We start from the raw sequence: 15426 nt of genomic DNA, 5'->3' as shown, positions 1-15426 counted from the left end.
TTCAGGCGGCGTCGACGGCCGTCGTGCCGGTCTTGCGCTCGTGCTCGGCCTCGAGTTCGGCGATCGCGCGGGATGTGCGCTCCCGCAACAGGATTGCCGCGATGCCGCCGGCCACCACGGCGACGACGAGCGCGATCCAGGAGAATCGCTCCAGCCACCGTTCGGCGGCCATCCCGGCGAAATAGACCAGCGCGGTGGTGCCGCCGGCCCAGCAGATGCCGCCGGAGACGTTGGCCGCCAGGAAGCGGGGGTAAGGCATCTTCAGCGCGCCGGCCAGCGGCCCGGCGAAGATTCGCAGCAGCGCGATGAAGCGGCCGAAGAACACCGCCCGAACTCCCCAGCGGTTGAACAACTTTTCGGCGAGCGCCACGTGCCCGGGACCGAAGTGTTTGGGAAAACGCCGGCCGAGCTTGTCGAACAGCGGCAGGCCGAACCGGCGCCCGATGCTGTAGCCGATCGAGTCGCCCACCACCGCGCCGATGACCGCGGCCGCGCCGACGCCGAGCGGGTTGACGGCCAGGTCGTGATGCGAGGACATCAGGGCGGCGCTCACTAGCACGATCTCGCCGGGAAGGGGCACGCCCAGGCTCTCGATCCCGACCACACCGCCGACTACGAGGTAGACCGCGAGCGGCGGGATCGACTGCAGCAAAGCCTGAACATTCATGGGTCAAGGATGCCTGACGAGCGCTCGATTCGCGCCGCAATGCCCTCGGCGCGGACCGGTTCCAGGCGCGGACGCTTCGGCACCCGCCCGTCGGCCGACGACAGACCGCGCATGCGGCGCCAAATCCAGGGGAACAAACTGTCCTGCGCCCAGCGCAGGTGGCCGTACGCGCCGGTGGTGAACGACCGCGGCATCGGGTTGAGGCTGGCCGCGGCCCAGTCGTGGTTGCTGTCGGGCAGCCCGAGGGCTTCGGCGGCCGCGGCGGCAAACAGGATGTGCCCGTGGGTTGACGCGTGCACGCGATCGATGCTCCAGGTCTGCAGGTCGCGCATCGACGGCGCGCTGTACAGGTCGACGAGCCTGAACCCGTAGCGGTCGGCGGCGGCGCGGATGGCGTTGTTGATGCGGGCGAGCCGCGGGCCCACCACCCGGCCGAGCGGGAGGAACTGCGCGACGTTCGGGAAGGTCGTCGTCACCACCGTCGCCCCCGACCCGGCCAGCGCGGCGTAGACGTGGTCGAGGTCGGCGAGGGCGCGGCCGAACGATCGTCCGGGCTGGATGACGTCGTTCATCCCGGCGCAGACGGTGATCAGATCCGGCCGCATCGCCAGCGCCTCCGGGACCTGCTCCCGGAGGACGTCGGCCACCAGCTTGCCGCGGATCGCGAGGTTGGCGTACTGCAGACCCGGATAGAGCGAATCGAGCATCGCGGCGAGCCGGTCGGCGAATCCCAGCACACCGACGGTGTCGTCGCCGTCCCATAGGCCCTCGGTCTGGCTGTCACCGATGGCGACGTATCGGCTGTAGCCGGTCGGGTTGACCTCGCGCACGAAGCCGAGACTAATCGGGATCCGACGTGTTCTCCGCGTTGCTGCTCCGAGGTCGGCGTCACCCCCGACCGCGACCGAGGGTCCCGACTTCGAAGGTCGGCAGCTGGTCATCGGCCGCTGCCACGGCAAACAGCGAACCGGCCGCGTAGAAGGCATCCTCGGTCATCAGCCCACGCCGGGCCAGCGCTACGCGGTCCACTGGGGTGCCCCACCGGGCGCCGAAGAGGTGTTTGAGTCGTGTCGGATCTGGCCGGTGAAGGTTCAAGTGCGGCTTCTGGAGTGCCAATTCGTCACGCCTGGCCACCGCCCGCGCGGCCAGCTGGCGCCATTCGGACTGCCTCGGATCATCGCGCAGCAGATCGAGGAAGTGCTGGACGGCCGGCAGCGAGCGGCTGAAAAACAGCGTGCGCGTGACGATCCGGGCCGATATTGCGATCGGATCGGCACCCAGTGTTTCCCGCTCGTCGGCGGTGAGCCACTGCTCGCTGACCGTTTCGGGAAAGCCCGACTCGTCGATGATGCCCGTGGCCTGCGCGTACCGGTGCGCCACGGTCTGCAGGGCCGCCAGCTTTTGTTCGTCGGTGTCGCATGGCGCACCGGCGGTCAGCTCGGTGACGGCCGCAGCGGCACGCTCCTTCACGCTGCCCGGCGCGCCGGGATGTTCGGACGTCCAGTACCAGGCGGCGACCTGCTCGAGCGCGGGCAGATACGCCCAGTGGTCAGTCGCGCACACGCTCAGCAGCGACAGCACCTCATCATCGCGAATATTCACGATCGACTCGTCGCCGTTTTCGCCCGCTACGGCGACGGCCGTCGGCGGTGCCCAACGCTGCCGCCACCGGTGCGACCAAACGGTTGGAGGCGGGCCCGGCGCGGCGGTACCGCCACCGGGCCCACGGGCAATCTCGCGCAGTGCGAGCAGCGCATCGGCATGTTTGACGTCGACCCGCATCGACCGCAGCCGCTTGGCCAGCTCTCGGCTTTCCGGGACGTGCACGGCGTCCAGCAGCCGGTTCCAGGTGCGCATGGTGAAAGGAGTGCGGCGCGCTTCGTCGATGAGTCGATCGGACAACGATGCGGCCAGCACTCCGGATTCAACTGCGGCCCTGAGGGTTTGACGGATGTTGACCAGGGCATCGACAAAGACCGGGTATCCGTCCTCGGGATGGCCGTGCACCATACCTACCTCGTCGTCGGCCTCCAGCCATCCGTCCCGGTAGCCCTCGAAGACCCAGCCGTAGCCTTCCATGCCGAATTCGTGCAGTTCCGCCGCGCGCAACGCACCCATGCTGGACGAACCGACAACCCGCACGCCGTCGTCGATCAGGGCGAGGAGTTCTTTATGGCGGACGGAGGCCGACTGAAAGAAAAGCCCGTCGACGATCAGCAGCGTATCGCCTGGCCGCAACCCGTACCCGAGAGCATGTCCGAACGAAATCGGTTGCACCACTTCGGCTTTGGGCACCACGGTTCGGATGTCGTCGACGCCGATGGTGGGTCCGGCTGTCACGACGATGCGCGCGGAGGTTGTCATGCGGGGGCCTGCAGCGGGGTGCGCATCGGCGAGACGATCGAGGCCATCAGGCCGGGGGCGATGACCTTGACGACGGGGACGCATCCGCCGGGGAAGTCGCACACCACGGCCAGCGGCTCGGTGCCCGACCGGGTGGCCACCGCGGTGGCCGCCGATGCCGTCAGCTCGGCCAGCGAGTCGGTGCCCTCGATCTGCCACGGCTTCGGTTCCGCGCTGGGCATCGACCGCATGGATCGCGCCGCGGCGCCGTAGGTGTGCAGGCGGGCAAAGCGTTGGTAGATGGCCGCGGGCAGATCCTCGCGCGCTCCGCTGATGGCGGTCAGCCGGGATTGCGCGGCTTCGGTGATCGCCCGTGACAATGCCACGTTCGGGTCGTGGTGCAGCCCGCTACCGCTGAACGGCACCTCCACCGCCGGCGATGTCAGCTCCGCTGCGAAGCAGAAGAAACCGTCCCAGGTGTCGAGCCGGGCGATCTGCAGTTCGCTACCCGCCTGGTGAACCTTTTCGACCAATTGGGCGCAGTCGGAGGCGGCCACGTCGTCGAGCGGCACGTGGAACAACGTCGACCCCGGTTCGGCGGTGGCAAGGCTGTGCCGTTCCATAACCTCGTACAAAGCGTGCAGGGTCGCCTCGTCGTAACTGTTGCCCGAGGCCAATCCTGTGGTGTCCATCGCGAACATCGGCGGTCCCCAGGAATCGGTGACCGCCACGTTCACCAGGACGGCTAACCACGGCACCCAGGTCTGACGGCCGGTCAGCAAGGTCGTTGCGATCATCCAATCGAGCTTGACGCCGGGATGGTAGAGGCTACCCCAGGGACGGTTGAGGTCGGCGGGATCGTAGGTCAGCTCCGCGGCGAGATTTGTTGTGGGCGTGCGTAATAGGTCTGGCTTGACGTTCTCGACGTGCCAGTTCTCCAACGACTCCATGACGGCGGAGACCTGCGCGGCGCGATAGGTGGTGGCCTTGCCCTGACTGACCGTCAACGTCAGCGAGGCCGGTCGCACCGCCTGCACAGTCGGAATTCCGATGTCGTCGAGCCAGGTGAGGTCGGCTACGCGGGTGATGCCGGCGGGTGCCAGCAGAGGTTGGACAGCAGACCAAGTTTGATCGGGGGAGATGATGCGGTGGGTGCCCGAGCGGTAGGCGATTCGCGCTGAATCGGGGTGGCCTAAAACGCGAGCCGGCCAGTGCGACCAATCCGGGCCGGCCAAGTCGTGGGCCGATGTGGCCGATTGGTGAATGTCGTGAGTGTCGAATCCCGACAATTCCGACATAGCGTCACGGTACTTAGTCCGCGCGCAGGCGGTGAGCGTTTTGATAATGGCGGGAGTCCTATCTCGTCAGGGCGTGAGACGAGACTCCCGCCATGTTCCTCAGGCGGCCGCCTCGTCGGCGTGGAACGCAGGAGCCGTGAACGCGGTCTCGGTCTCGCAGAAGAGAAGCTCGTGGGACATATGATCACCCCCCTCCTTCCGAATGCCAGGTGGCGCGTCTCAGCAAGTTTTTCGGTTTCCGGGCCTCAGCGGTATCCGACGATTGGCTAGTGCGCGGGGTAATTTTGACTACGCCGATTGGGGGACAGGGCTGTCCCCCAATCGGGATAGGAGTCCGCGGCAATTCGCGCGAGGTGCATGGTCGATATCATTCGCGTGACACAGTGCCCGAGTGTCGAGCCGAGGGACGACGTGTGACCCGACCTGCCAAGAATTCGCCTGAACTGACGCGAGGACAGCGCGACATTTGGCTGTCTCAGGAAACGGGCGATTCGGCGACAGGGTGGCAGGCCGGGTATTTCGTGGTGATCAGCGGTGTGGTCGAGCCTGGCTTGGTGGAACGTGCGATCCGGCATGTGGTTGCCGAGGCGGAGCCACTGAGAGTCGGCATTTTCGAGCTCGACGGCCAAATCGTTCAGACACCCACCGATTATCCGGACGTCGAGGTCCCCTTCTACGACGTGAGCGGCGCGCGGGAACCCTTTCAGGAGGCCCGCAAGCTGGCGTCGTCCATTCAACGCGACCCGATGCCGTGGGGCGGCCCGCTGTTCAGATTCGCATTGTTTCGCACACTGCCAGATGAATTTTGCTTGTTCATTTGTATCCACCACATCGCCATCGATGGATTCGGCTCCGTCCTTTTCGCAAATCGCGTCGCCCTGGTCTACTCGGCCTTTGCCGCCGGGGCACCGGTTCCGGCTCCCGCTTTTGGCTCGCTGTACGACCTGGTCGCCTGCGAATCGGAATATGAGGCATCTGGCAGTTTTCAAGAGGATCTCGCGTTTTGGACCGAGAATCTTCCCCCGCAGAACAATCGGGCGGATTATCGCTTGCCGGGGGGAGGCGACGAGCATCATGCGGGCACCGCGTCCATGCCGGTGCCGTTGGATGTTGCGGTCGTCGAACGGGCGCAGCGCCTGGCCGACGCGTTGGGCGTTCGTCGATCGGCTGTGCTTACCGCGGCGTGCGCGCTTTTGGTACCGGGTTGGGGCGCAGGGGGATCCGAGGTGGTACTCGACTTCCCGGTGAGCAGGCGAACGACTCGAAAGTCGAAGACGATTCCGGGGATGGTTGCCGGGATCGTGCCGCTGGTGTTGAGGGCGTCGCCGTCCTCGTCGGTCGCGGACCTATGTGACCATGTGGAGGCTCGGATACGAGAAGTTCTGCGGCATCAGCGTTTTCCGGTGCAGGAATTGCTGAACAGCGCTGCGCACCGGAGCGCAGCCGCGACGCGGGACAGGGTCGCCGTCAATTTGTTTCCGTCGACAACGATCCCGCCTTTCGGCGGTGCGCCGGCATCGTTGGTCTACACCAATTTCGGGCGTGCGGACCGATTCGGGCTGTTCTTCATCCAGGATGGCGACCGGCTGTCTCTGAGCACCGCGGGTGCGGATCCGCCGTCTCCAGATTTCGAGGGCCCCGCGTTGGCCACCCGTCTGGAAAAACTGCTCATGGCCATGACCTCTGACCCTGGACGGTTGTCCTCGATCGCGCTGCTCGACGAGCCCGTGCGCGCCCGACTCGATGCATGGGGCAACCGTGCCGCATTGACGAGCCCGGCACCCTCAACCTCGACGGTGCCGGGACTGTTTGCCGCCCATGCTGCGCGCATCCCGGGGGCGGCCGCGCTGGCATGCGGCGGCGTGGTCTTGACCTATCGGCAGCTCGACAACGCCAGCAGTCGGCTCGCATCCCGGTTGACGGGGGTCGGGGTAGGCCGCGGTGACGTGGTGGCCCTGCTGCTACCACGCGGCAACGAGGCCATCGTCGCGATCCTGGGAGTGCTGAAAGCTGGAGCCGCTTACCTACCCATCGACCCGGATCACCCCGACGCCCGCATCGCGTTCCTGCTGCGGGACACCACACCGGCAGCGGCGCTGACTACTCGCCAGCTGGCCCACCGGCTCGAAGGCGATGACCTGGTCGTCATCGACGTTGGTGATTCCGCTGACACCGCAGCGGGCGCACCACCCGGCGCGGCCTTGCCGACCCCGGCCGCCGAGGATATCGCCTACATTCTCTACACCTCGGGCACCACCGGGGCGCCCAAGGGAGTGGCGATCACCCATCACAACATCACCCAACTGATCGGCGCGCCGGCACCGTTCAACAACCAGACGAGCCGAGCGATAACCCAATGCCATTCCTACGCTTTCGACTTCTCGGTGTGGGAAATCTGGGGCGCGCTCCTCAACGGTGGATGCCTGGTGGTGGTCCCTGAACAGGTGACGCAGTCGCTGGAGGACTTTCACGCGCTGCTCGTGGCCGAACAAGTCACCGCCCTGACGCAGACTCCGTCGGCTGCGGCGGCGCTGTCGACAGACGGCCTGGCCGGTACGACATTGGTGGTGGGCGGTGAGCCCTGCACGTCCGACGTCGTGGATCGCTGGGCGCCCGGGCGGGCGATGATCAACGCCTACGGACCCACCGAAACCACGGTGTGCGTGTCCATCAGCGATCCGTTGCAACCAGGTTGCGGGGTACCACCGATCGGCCGCCCGCTGCCGGGAACAGTGTTGTTCGTCTTAGACCAGTGGTTGCGCAGGGTGCCCGTTGGTGTGGTAGGCGAGTTGTATGTTGCGGGCGCCCAGGTGGGCCTCGGATATTGGCGCCGCCCTGCCTTGACGGCCTCGCGCTTTGTGGCGTGTCCGTTCGGCGGGGACGGGACGCGAATGTATCGCACCGGCGACCTCGCGAGCTGGAGTTCCGACGGGCAACTGCACTACGCGGGCCGGGCGGACGACCAGGTCAAGATTCGCGGCTACCGCATCGAGCCCGGCGAAATCGCCGCCGAGCTGGCACGGTTGCCGGGGGTAGGGCAGGCCGCGGTGATCGCCCGCGAGGACCGTCCCGGAGACAAACGCCTCGTCGGCTACATCACCGGTGCGGCCGACCCGGCCACCGTTCGAACCGAACTGGGCGCCCGCTTGCCCCACTACCTAGTGCCGGCGGCGATCATGACCCTCGAGCGGTTGCCGCTGACCGTCAACGGCAAACTCGACACCGCCGCTTTGCCGGCCCCCGAGTACACCGCCGCCGAGTACCGGCCTCCGAGCACCCCGGTCGAGGAAATCCTGGCCGGTCTCTACGCCCACGTCCTCGGGCTGGAACGGGTGGGTGTCGACCAATCATTCTTCGATCTGGGTGGGGACTCACTGCTGGCCATGCGCGTCACCGCGGCGCTCAACGCCACTTTGGACGCCCGCTTGTCCGTGCGGGCCCTGTTTGATGCGCCCACGATCGCCCAGCTGGCGCCCCTCGTCTCAGCCGGTTCGACTCCGTCGACCCCATTGGTTCCGGTGGTGCGGCCCGCGGCGGTGCCGTTGTCGCAGGCCCAACACCGGATGTGGACCGTCACTCAACTGCACGGACCGTCTCCGGTCTTCAACATCGCGTGGGCGCTGAGGCTTCGGGGCCCCCTCGAGGTCGAGGCGCTGCGCCAGGCCCTCGTCGACGTGGTGAACCGCCATGAAATCCTGCGCACCGTCTATCCGGCCCCCGAGGGCACACCCCGACAAGTCGTCCTTCCTCCCGAACGAGCGGACTTCGGCTGGCAGATCGTTGACGCCACCGCGTGGTCTCCGCGGCGGCTCCAACAGGCCGTCGCCGCCCATGCCCGTCACGAATTCGACCTGGCCACCCGGATCCCGTTGTTCGCCCAGTTGCATCGCGTGGCCGACGATGAACACCTGCTGGCCATTGCCGTGCACCACATCGCCGCCGACGGCTGGTCGGTGGCCCCGCTATCGGCCGACCTCGACACTGCCTACCGCAGTCGATGCGCCGGCCACGCCCCTAAGTGGGCGCCGCTTCCGATCCAATACATCGACTTCGCGCTGTGGCAGCGCGCCCATCTAGGGGACCCGGCCGATCCGCACAGCATCATCGCCACCCAGCTCAAGTTTTGGGAAGAGACTCTCGCGGGCATGCCCCTAGGCCTGGAGCTAGGCTCCACCCGGCCGGACGAAGCGGTGGCCGACAACCGCGGCGACATCGTGGCCGTAGAGTGGCCGGCGGCGTTGCACCGCAAGATAATCCGCGTGGCCCGCCAGCATCACGCCAGCAGCTTCATGGTTGTCCACGCGGGCTTCGCTGCACTGCTGTCCAAACTCACCGCCAGCACCGACGTCCCTGTGGGAATCGCGGTGGCTGGCCGCGGCCACCCGGCGCTGGACGATTTGGTCGGGGTCTTCGTCAACACCGTCGTGCTACGCGTCGGAGTGGCCGATGACGACACCTTCGCGGAGCTACTGGCTCGCGTTCGTGCGCGCGGCCTGCAGGCGTTCGACCGCCAGGACCTGCCCTACGGAATTCTCGTCGACCGGATCAGCGCCGCGCGCTCAATGCCGCCCCGCCCCCTGATCCAAACGATGCTGGCCTGGCAAAACAACAAGCCCGCCGCGCGGGTGCTGGGCGATCTGGATGTCACGTGGGATCCGGTACACACCGGGACGGCACGAATGAACTTCTTGCTGTCGCTCACCGAAGAGTTCGCCGACGGCGGTGAGCCCGCCGGAATCAGCGGCGTCGTGGAATACCGCACCGCGGTTTTCACCCCGACCGCGGTCAAAACCCTGATCGACCACTTGGAGCAGTTGTTGGGGACGCTGACAGCCGATCCGCAATTGCGGCTGTCGTCGATCGACTTGTGAGGAGACCCAGGCGGCAGACTCGTGGGGCAATTGGGACGGCCGCGACGTGACGGACGGGCTACCGTGAGTTCATGTCCGGGAAGGGCGCGCCGCAGTACCCGATCGAGTCGGTCGACAACGCGCTCAAGCTGCTGCTGCTGTTGGGTGAGCAGCCGCAGATCCGGTTGAGCGAGGCGACGCGGTACCTGGGGGTGGCGTCCTCGACGGCGCACCGGTTGCTGGCCATGCTGGCCTATCGCGGGTTCGTCCGCCAAGACCCAGTGTCCAAGGCGTATCTGCCCGGTCCGTCGTTGACCGGTGTGGCGTTTGCGATCTTCGGCCGCATCGACATTCAGCGATCCGCCACGCCGATCATGCGCAGCCTCAGCGAACAACTGCGCGAAACCATCCACCTCGGCATGCTCGACGGCGCCGGTGTTCGTTTCGTCGCCGCGGTCGAGGGTCCCGCCGCGGTGCGGGTGGCGTCGCGGCTCGGGCGCACCCTGCCTGCGCACTGCACGTCGACGGGCAAGGTCCTGTTGGCCCAGTTGTCCCAGCCGGAATTGCGTCAGCTGCTACCCGATGAACCGTTGCAGCGCATCACCTCTCGTTCGATCGGCAGCCGCACCGAGTTGGAGGCGGAGCTCGGCCGCATCCGCGAGCGCGGCTACGCGTTCAATCGTGAGGAGAGCGAGGAAGGCGTCGCGTCGGTCGCGGTGCCCATCCCGACCCGGGCGCCCGGCCTGCGCATCGCGCTCAACGCCGCCGCCCCGCAGCAGCGGCTGCGCAGCTCGCAATACTCATCGGTGGCCGCCGCACTCACCAAGGCGGCCAAGGAGATTGGCGATCAGCTCGGCTGAGCCCCCAAGCGGGCCACCTCGTGGCGCCAGGCCGCCTCGGCGGTGAACGCGGCCCCCAGGTCCGGCAGGTCGTCCCAGTCGGAGTCGTCGATGTCGGCCGGCGTGCCGCCGGCCGAGCGCACCCGCAACGACATCCGGGCAAGCGCGTCGACGCTGATCGCCTGCAGCACCGCCTGCTCGACGGTGGCCGCGGCGCTGGTGATCCCGTGTCCGCGGCAGATCACCAGCGGCCGGTCGCGCATGGCCGCCACCATTTCCTTGCCCAGCGCCGAATTCCGGATCAGCACGGCGCGTTTGTAGACGGGCACCCCGCCACGGGCCAGCCATGCGCCGGGAATGTCGTAGGCCCCGTAGATCGGCCGGATCTCGATGCCGGCGAGGTCGGCGGCGACGACGGCGGGCGGGTGCAGGTGCGCGACCGCCCGGTATTCCGGGTTGGCCAGCAGGGTTTCGACGTGGATCGGCAGTTCGTTGGGCACCCGGTAGCCGTCGAGTTCACCTGTGGCGCCGGCGGTTCCGTCGAACGTGATGAGCCGGACGTCGGACGCCCGGGTGAAGGCCACCCCGGTGTCGGTGTCGCTGCGGCACCGAATCAGCAGGCGCTCGTCGTCGATCCGCAGGCTCAGGTGACCGAGGATGCCGTCGACCAGGCCGCGCGCCGCTGCGACCCGGCAGCCTTGGGCCACCAGGGCGCGCTGCTCGTCAAGGCGCGTCATCCCGGCGCGCCCAACCCGAATCCGCCATCGGGGTGGATCGTTTCGCCGGTGATGCCGCGGGATCGGTCGGACGCCAAGAACACATAACTCCACGCGTGGTCCCGGCCGTCGAGCGCAATGTTGAGCGGGGTGCGCGCGGCGAGGTCGCGGGCCCGGTTGGGGGTGTCATCGAGCCGCATGGCGTCCAGTCCCAGGCTGGACGGGCCGCGTAGGTCGGTGCCCAGCGTGCCGCCCGGCGCCACCCCGTTGACGCGAATTCCGGGCGCCAGCTCGTGTGCCAGGGCCGAGACCAGCCCGCGCACGGCGAACTTCGACGAGACGTACAGCACGCCGCCGCGTCCGGGATAGAACGACGACGCGGACTCGGTCAGGATGATCGACGATCCGGTTCCGGCCTGCAGCGCCGGGACCGCGGCCTTGACCGAGTGCAGATGGCTGAGCACATTGGTGCGGAAGATTTCGTCGAACGCGGGGGCAAGGCCGTCGGCGTCGAGGTCGGCAATTCCCTTGTAGAAATCGAAGATTCCGACGCAGTTCACCAGGGTGTCCAGCCCGTCGAACGCGTCGGCCGCCGCGGCGACCGCGCGCTCGTTGGCCTCGCGGGTGACGGCGTCGCCTTCGATCACCGGGAGGCCGGGCGACTTCCGCCGCAGCGCCTCGCATTTCTCGGAATCACGTTCCAGCACAGCGACGTTGGCGCCCTCGGCGCAGAACGTGTCGACGACGGCGCGGCCGATTCCCGAACCGCCGCCCACCACCAGCGCCCGCTTGCCCTGGAGCCAGCCCGTCATCGTTCGCCCTCGTCGGGCAGCAGCGGGCCATCGGGATTGCCGACCATGGCCGCCAGCGTACGGATGTTCTGCCGGGTCAGTGCCTCGATCTCGAGCGCGTCCAGGCTGATCGATCGCCCGGACTTTGGCGCGCTGATCAGCAGCCGCGATCCGTTGCGCGTATCGACCCGGCGCACCACGACCTCGGCGAATTCGTTGGCAATCGTGATGGCGCCGTCGCTCATAGGAACACCGCCAGGTTTTGCATCCGCAGCACCGACTCGTCGACAAAGATCTTGCGGCGGGCCAGCTTCCAGTCATCGCCACACCTACGCAGGACGTCCTCGCGCCCGCACGACACCAGCGCGCTCTCGTTCACGTCCCCGCGGCTACGGAAGAGCAGTTCGGCCGATTCGGCCACCAGGTGTGCCTCGTCGTCGCCGTCGAAGGTGCGCACGTTGGTGACGAAGTGCCGCAGCCGCGACGGCGGATCCTCGGTCCAGGCGTGCTCGGTGGCGAAGCGCGCGACCCGCTGGCGCAGCGAGTACTTGTCCTCGTCGAAATGGGCCATCCCCGGTCCCCTTTCCGGTGCGGCGTCGAAGCCGGCGCCGCGCGCCGTCGTAACCCGGACAGGCATCACGTAACGGACGTCGTCGGTCAGCGTGTCCAGCCACGCGTCGTAGTCCTGGGCGTCCAGCAGGTAGGCCTCGTCGACCAGGAACTGATGGGCTTGCAGATGGCGAATGTCGTTGAATGGCAGGGCTTTTCTCATGACAGGTAGTCCGCCCACAACGTCAGCAACGCGCGCTGGTTGTTCTCGTTGTAGCCGACCTGCGCGCGTCCCGGCCCGTGGAACGACTCGGCCGTCAGTGGCTCGATAACCGGACGGTCGTCGGGCAGCAGGCCCATCCGGCTGTTCAGCAGCAGGCGGCGCGCCATCGAACCGCCCGCGGTGGTAGTCAGCGACACCCAGTTCTCCACGTCGTCTTGTTCGAACATGCCGGTCGAACCGAAGCACATCAAATATGCCTTGTAGGAGTCCCGTTTGTACTGCGGGGGAGCGGCCGAGTCCACCGCGAACCACGAGCACACCTCGGTTTCGTTCTCACTGATCGGCTGCCACAGCCGAATCGAGATGAACGGCAAAACCGCCTCGCTGCCGGGCAATTTCGGCCAGTTGTGTACGAAACTCAGGTTCGGAAAGCAGGTAGCCGCGGAGATCATGAATCCGTCCTCGCCGACCACCCGCTGCTGCCGCGACGTCCAGGTGTCCTTGATCCGGCCGATCATCTCGTCGGGATAGCCGACGTAGCGCATCCGCTCCTCGAAGCCGCCCGGCGGGAGTTTGTACGTGGTGCCGCCGCCGCGGTGCGCCCAGTAGGTGGCACCGTCCTTGCGCTTCTGGGCTTTTGGCTCGCGGAACAGCCCGATGTCGACGATCGACGCGTGCGTGTGCGGCGTGTGGTACATGTCGCCGGCGAAGTTTTCGGCGCCGATCTTCCAGTTGGCCTTGATCCGCCATCGTTGCGGCCCCCGCAGCTCGATGCCGCCGCTGCTCTGCTTGGTGTAGTAGTCCAGGTAGAACCTGAAGTCGCCGAGGAAGTCCTCGAGCGGCTCGGCGTGGGGATCCAGGCTGATGAACAACAGCCCGTTGTAGCCGGCCAGGTTCGGTGCCGGCAGCAGGGTCTGGTTTTTGGCGAACCCCGCGTCGCCGCCGTAGGCCTCGCGGTGGAACGGCAAGCCGGTGAGCCGGCCGTCGTTGCGGTAGGTCCAGCCGTGATACGGGCAGCGGAAGTTGGAGGCGTTGCCCATCTCGGCTCGGCAGACCTGCATGCCGCGGTGCAGGCACATATTGAACAAGGCACGCACTTCGCCGTTCGCGCAACGGGTGACGATGAAGGAATCGTCGAGAACCCGGCGCACTACGTAGTCGCCCTCCTGCGGGATCTCCGACTCGTGCGCCACGAACGTCCACGCCCGGCCGAACAGGCGTTCCTTCTCCAGCTCGAAAAGCTGCCTGTCGTTGTAGATGTGCGCGGGGATCATCCCCTGGCGGACGTTCTCGAAGACAGCCACTAAATCGCTGTGCTGATCTGCCATCGGGCGGCTCACTCTGCTCTACAGAAGGATCTTCTGGTCAATAGAATCCGCCAAAACGGTCCCGCCGGCAATCCCGAAGGATCCTTTGAGCTGATTCACAGGTGCCGCACAATCGACGACCGGGTGGGCGCCGCTACGGTGGTCCCGGGCAGTAATCTCCGCGTTTGCGTATCTAATCGTCGTATAGCTCTGCATGTGAGGAAGGGTAGGTAGCCATGGTTGGTCGGTCACGGGATGGCCGATTGCGGAATGTCGGACCGCGGGTGTTGTCCGGCATCGGGCGTCAGGAGTGGCTGGATCGGCCGAGCTATCGGTTGGAACACCTGCTCAGCTTCGCCTACAACGGACTCGGCCGGGCCCGCAACGCCGTCACCAATGCGCTCAACGGTGTGTGGCTCGGGCACCCGGTTCATCCGCCGCTGGCGTCGCTGACGAGCGGGGCGCTCGGCACGACGGTGGCGCTGGACGCCCTCAGCCTGCTGCCGGGCCAGCCGGCCACCGAGGTCCGCGACGCATCGCGGTTCGCCTCCCGCGCGCTCGGCGTCGGCATCCTGGCGAGCATCGGCTCTGCCATCACCGGCGCCACCGACTGGCAGCACACCCACGAGCAGGACCGCCGGGTGGGGCTGGTGCACGGCGTGGTGAACATGGTGGCGACGGCGCTGTACGCGCGGTCGTGGTGGGACCGCCGCCGCGGTCGCCATGGCCGCGGGATCGTCCTGAGCGCGCTGGGCTACGGCCTGACGCTGGGCGGCAGCTACCTGGGCGGGGCCCTGGTGTTCGACTCCGGGATCGGAATCGACCAGTCGGGCGAACGGCTGCGCACCACCGAGTGGACCCCGGTGTTGCCGGAGGGCTCGTTGAACGGAAAGCCGGTGCGGGTCGAGGTCGACGGGGTGGGCCTGGTGGTCTGCCAGACCGACCGCGGCGAGGTGTCGGCGTTCGGTGAATTCTGCCCGCACCTGGCCGCTCCGATGGCCGACGGCTGGGTCGATCGGGGCCGGATCGTGTGTCCATGGCACGGCTCGTGGTTCGCGGCCGAGTCGGGCGAGGTTTTGCGTGGCCCTTCGGCTGCTCCACTGCCGTGTTACGAGGCCAGGCTGGTCAACGGAATGGTCGAAGTGCGTGCCGAGGAGGTAGCGAAGTGAACGCGTACGAAGTGCTGAAGGATCACCACGTCGTGATCAAGGGGCTCGGTCGCAAGATCAGCGAAGCGCCGGTGAACAGCGAAGAGCGCCATGCCCTTTTCGACGAGATGCTGATCGAACTCGACATTCATTTCCGCATCGAGGACGACTTGTACTACCCGGCGTTGGGGGCGGCCACCAAGCTGATCGCGATCGCGCACGCCGAGCATCGGCAGGTGATCGACCAGCTGTCGGTGCTGCTGAAGACCCCGCAGACCGCGCCGGGGTACGAGCAGGAGTGGAACTCGTTCAAGACCGTGCTGGAGGCGCACGCCGACGAGGAAGAGCGCGACATGATTCCCGCTCCGCCGGAGGTGAAGATCACCGAAGCCGAACTCGAGGAGCTGGGCAACAAGATGGCCGCCAAGATCGACCAATACCGTGGCTCGGCGCTGCACAAGTTGCGCACCAAGGGTCGCGCCGCGCTGGTGCGCGCTCTGTAGCTCACGGCCGCATCGCGGGTAGCGTCACGGCTCATGAACGCCGAGCGCGCCGCGTCGCAGGCCGACATCACCGCGGAGATCGCGTGCCTGGCGGCCGGCTACCGGCGCGCGGACGGTGCCGGGCCGCAGCCGCGCCTGGACTACCCGCCCTACCGCACCAGCGCGGCGCGACCCTTGGTGCGCAACTTGTGC

The 15426-nt window shown here is 67.2% G+C and carries 13 protein-coding genes; 4 read left to right on the top strand and 9 right to left on the bottom strand.

Annotated elements, in window-relative coordinates; translation table 11 throughout:
• Position 1: 1 nt before the first annotated feature.
• From A5736_RS01640 to A5736_RS01625, 4 genes are read right to left on the bottom strand one after another with little or no spacing between them, the layout of a single operon-like run.
• Positions 2–667 carry a DedA family protein gene (locus tag A5736_RS01640; protein WP_076122124.1) on the bottom strand — a complete coding sequence of 222 codons (666 nt, stop codon included), beginning with the start codon at positions 665–667 and terminating at the stop codon, positions 2–4.
• Positions 664–1497 carry an SGNH/GDSL hydrolase family protein gene (locus A5736_RS01635; protein WP_076244165.1) on the bottom strand — a complete coding sequence of 278 codons (834 nt, stop codon included), beginning with the start codon at positions 1495–1497 and terminating at the stop codon, positions 664–666. The genes A5736_RS01640 and A5736_RS01635 overlap by 4 nt, the downstream gene beginning before the upstream one ends.
• A gap of 58 nt (positions 1498–1555) precedes the next feature.
• Positions 1556–3031 (bottom strand): TfuA-like protein, encoded by a 1476-nt coding sequence (locus A5736_RS01630; protein ID WP_076244163.1) that lies wholly within the window; start codon positions 3029–3031, stop codon positions 1556–1558.
• Positions 3028–4308, bottom strand: a complete 1281-nt coding sequence (locus A5736_RS01625) for a YcaO-like family protein (protein WP_083667099.1) — start codon at positions 4306–4308, stop codon at positions 3028–3030. The genes A5736_RS01630 and A5736_RS01625 overlap by 4 nt, the downstream gene beginning before the upstream one ends.
• Before the next feature lie 413 nt (positions 4309–4721).
• Here A5736_RS01625 and A5736_RS01620 point away from each other — a divergent pair, with 413 nt between their 5' ends.
• Both A5736_RS01620 and A5736_RS01615 read left to right on the top strand, forming a co-directional pair.
• A complete protein-coding gene (locus A5736_RS01620) occupies positions 4722–9179 on the top strand; it encodes a non-ribosomal peptide synthetase (RefSeq protein ID WP_076244161.1) in 4458 nt (1485 codons plus the stop codon).
• 71 nt (positions 9180–9250) lie between these two features.
• Positions 9251–10018 (top strand): IclR family transcriptional regulator, encoded by a 768-nt coding sequence (locus A5736_RS01615; RefSeq protein ID WP_076244159.1) that lies wholly within the window; start codon positions 9251–9253, stop codon positions 10016–10018.
• On the opposite strand, the gene A5736_RS01610 is transcribed toward A5736_RS01615, so the two are convergent.
• The 5 genes from A5736_RS01610 to A5736_RS01590 are packed head-to-tail and all read right to left on the bottom strand — an operon-like array spanning position 10006 to position 13604.
• Positions 10006–10734 (bottom strand): class II aldolase/adducin family protein, encoded by a 729-nt coding sequence (locus A5736_RS01610; protein WP_076244157.1) that lies wholly within the window; start codon positions 10732–10734, stop codon positions 10006–10008. The two genes, A5736_RS01615 and A5736_RS01610, sit on opposite strands and share 13 nt — an antisense overlap.
• A complete protein-coding gene (gene hcaB / locus A5736_RS01605) occupies positions 10731–11525 on the bottom strand; it encodes a 3-(cis-5,6-dihydroxycyclohexa-1,3-dien-1-yl)propanoate dehydrogenase (protein WP_076244155.1) in 795 nt (264 codons plus the stop codon). Before hcaB ends, A5736_RS01610 begins: the two co-directional genes overlap by 4 nt.
• Positions 11522–11749 (bottom strand): dihydrodiol dehydrogenase, encoded by a 228-nt coding sequence (locus tag A5736_RS01600; protein ID WP_076244153.1) that lies wholly within the window; start codon positions 11747–11749, stop codon positions 11522–11524. Before A5736_RS01600 ends, hcaB begins: the two co-directional genes overlap by 4 nt.
• A complete protein-coding gene (locus A5736_RS01595; protein WP_076244151.1) occupies positions 11746–12276 on the bottom strand; it encodes a 3-phenylpropionate/cinnamic acid dioxygenase subunit beta in 531 nt (176 codons plus the stop codon). Before A5736_RS01595 ends, A5736_RS01600 begins: the two co-directional genes overlap by 4 nt.
• On the bottom strand, positions 12273–13604 hold the full coding sequence (locus A5736_RS01590; protein ID WP_076244198.1) for an aromatic ring-hydroxylating dioxygenase subunit alpha: 1332 nt from the start codon (positions 13602–13604) through the stop codon (positions 12273–12275). The genes A5736_RS01595 and A5736_RS01590 overlap by 4 nt, the downstream gene beginning before the upstream one ends.
• A 215-nt stretch (positions 13605–13819) precedes the next feature.
• Here A5736_RS01590 and A5736_RS01585 point away from each other — a divergent pair, with 215 nt between their 5' ends.
• Together A5736_RS01585 and A5736_RS01580 are read left to right on the top strand one after the other, a co-directional pair.
• Positions 13820–14752 (top strand): Rieske 2Fe-2S domain-containing protein, encoded by a 933-nt coding sequence (locus A5736_RS01585; protein ID WP_076244149.1) that lies wholly within the window; start codon positions 13820–13822, stop codon positions 14750–14752.
• A complete protein-coding gene (locus A5736_RS01580; protein ID WP_076244148.1) occupies positions 14749–15234 on the top strand; it encodes a hemerythrin domain-containing protein in 486 nt (161 codons plus the stop codon). Before A5736_RS01585 ends, A5736_RS01580 begins: the two co-directional genes overlap by 4 nt.
• Positions 15235–15426 lie beyond the last annotated feature (192 nt).

The organism is Mycobacterium sp. SP-6446 (assembly GCF_001954045.1).
Taxonomy (GTDB): Bacteria; Actinomycetota; Actinomycetes; order Mycobacteriales; family Mycobacteriaceae; genus Mycobacterium.
This window is presented reverse-complemented; position numbering and strand designations above follow the sequence as displayed.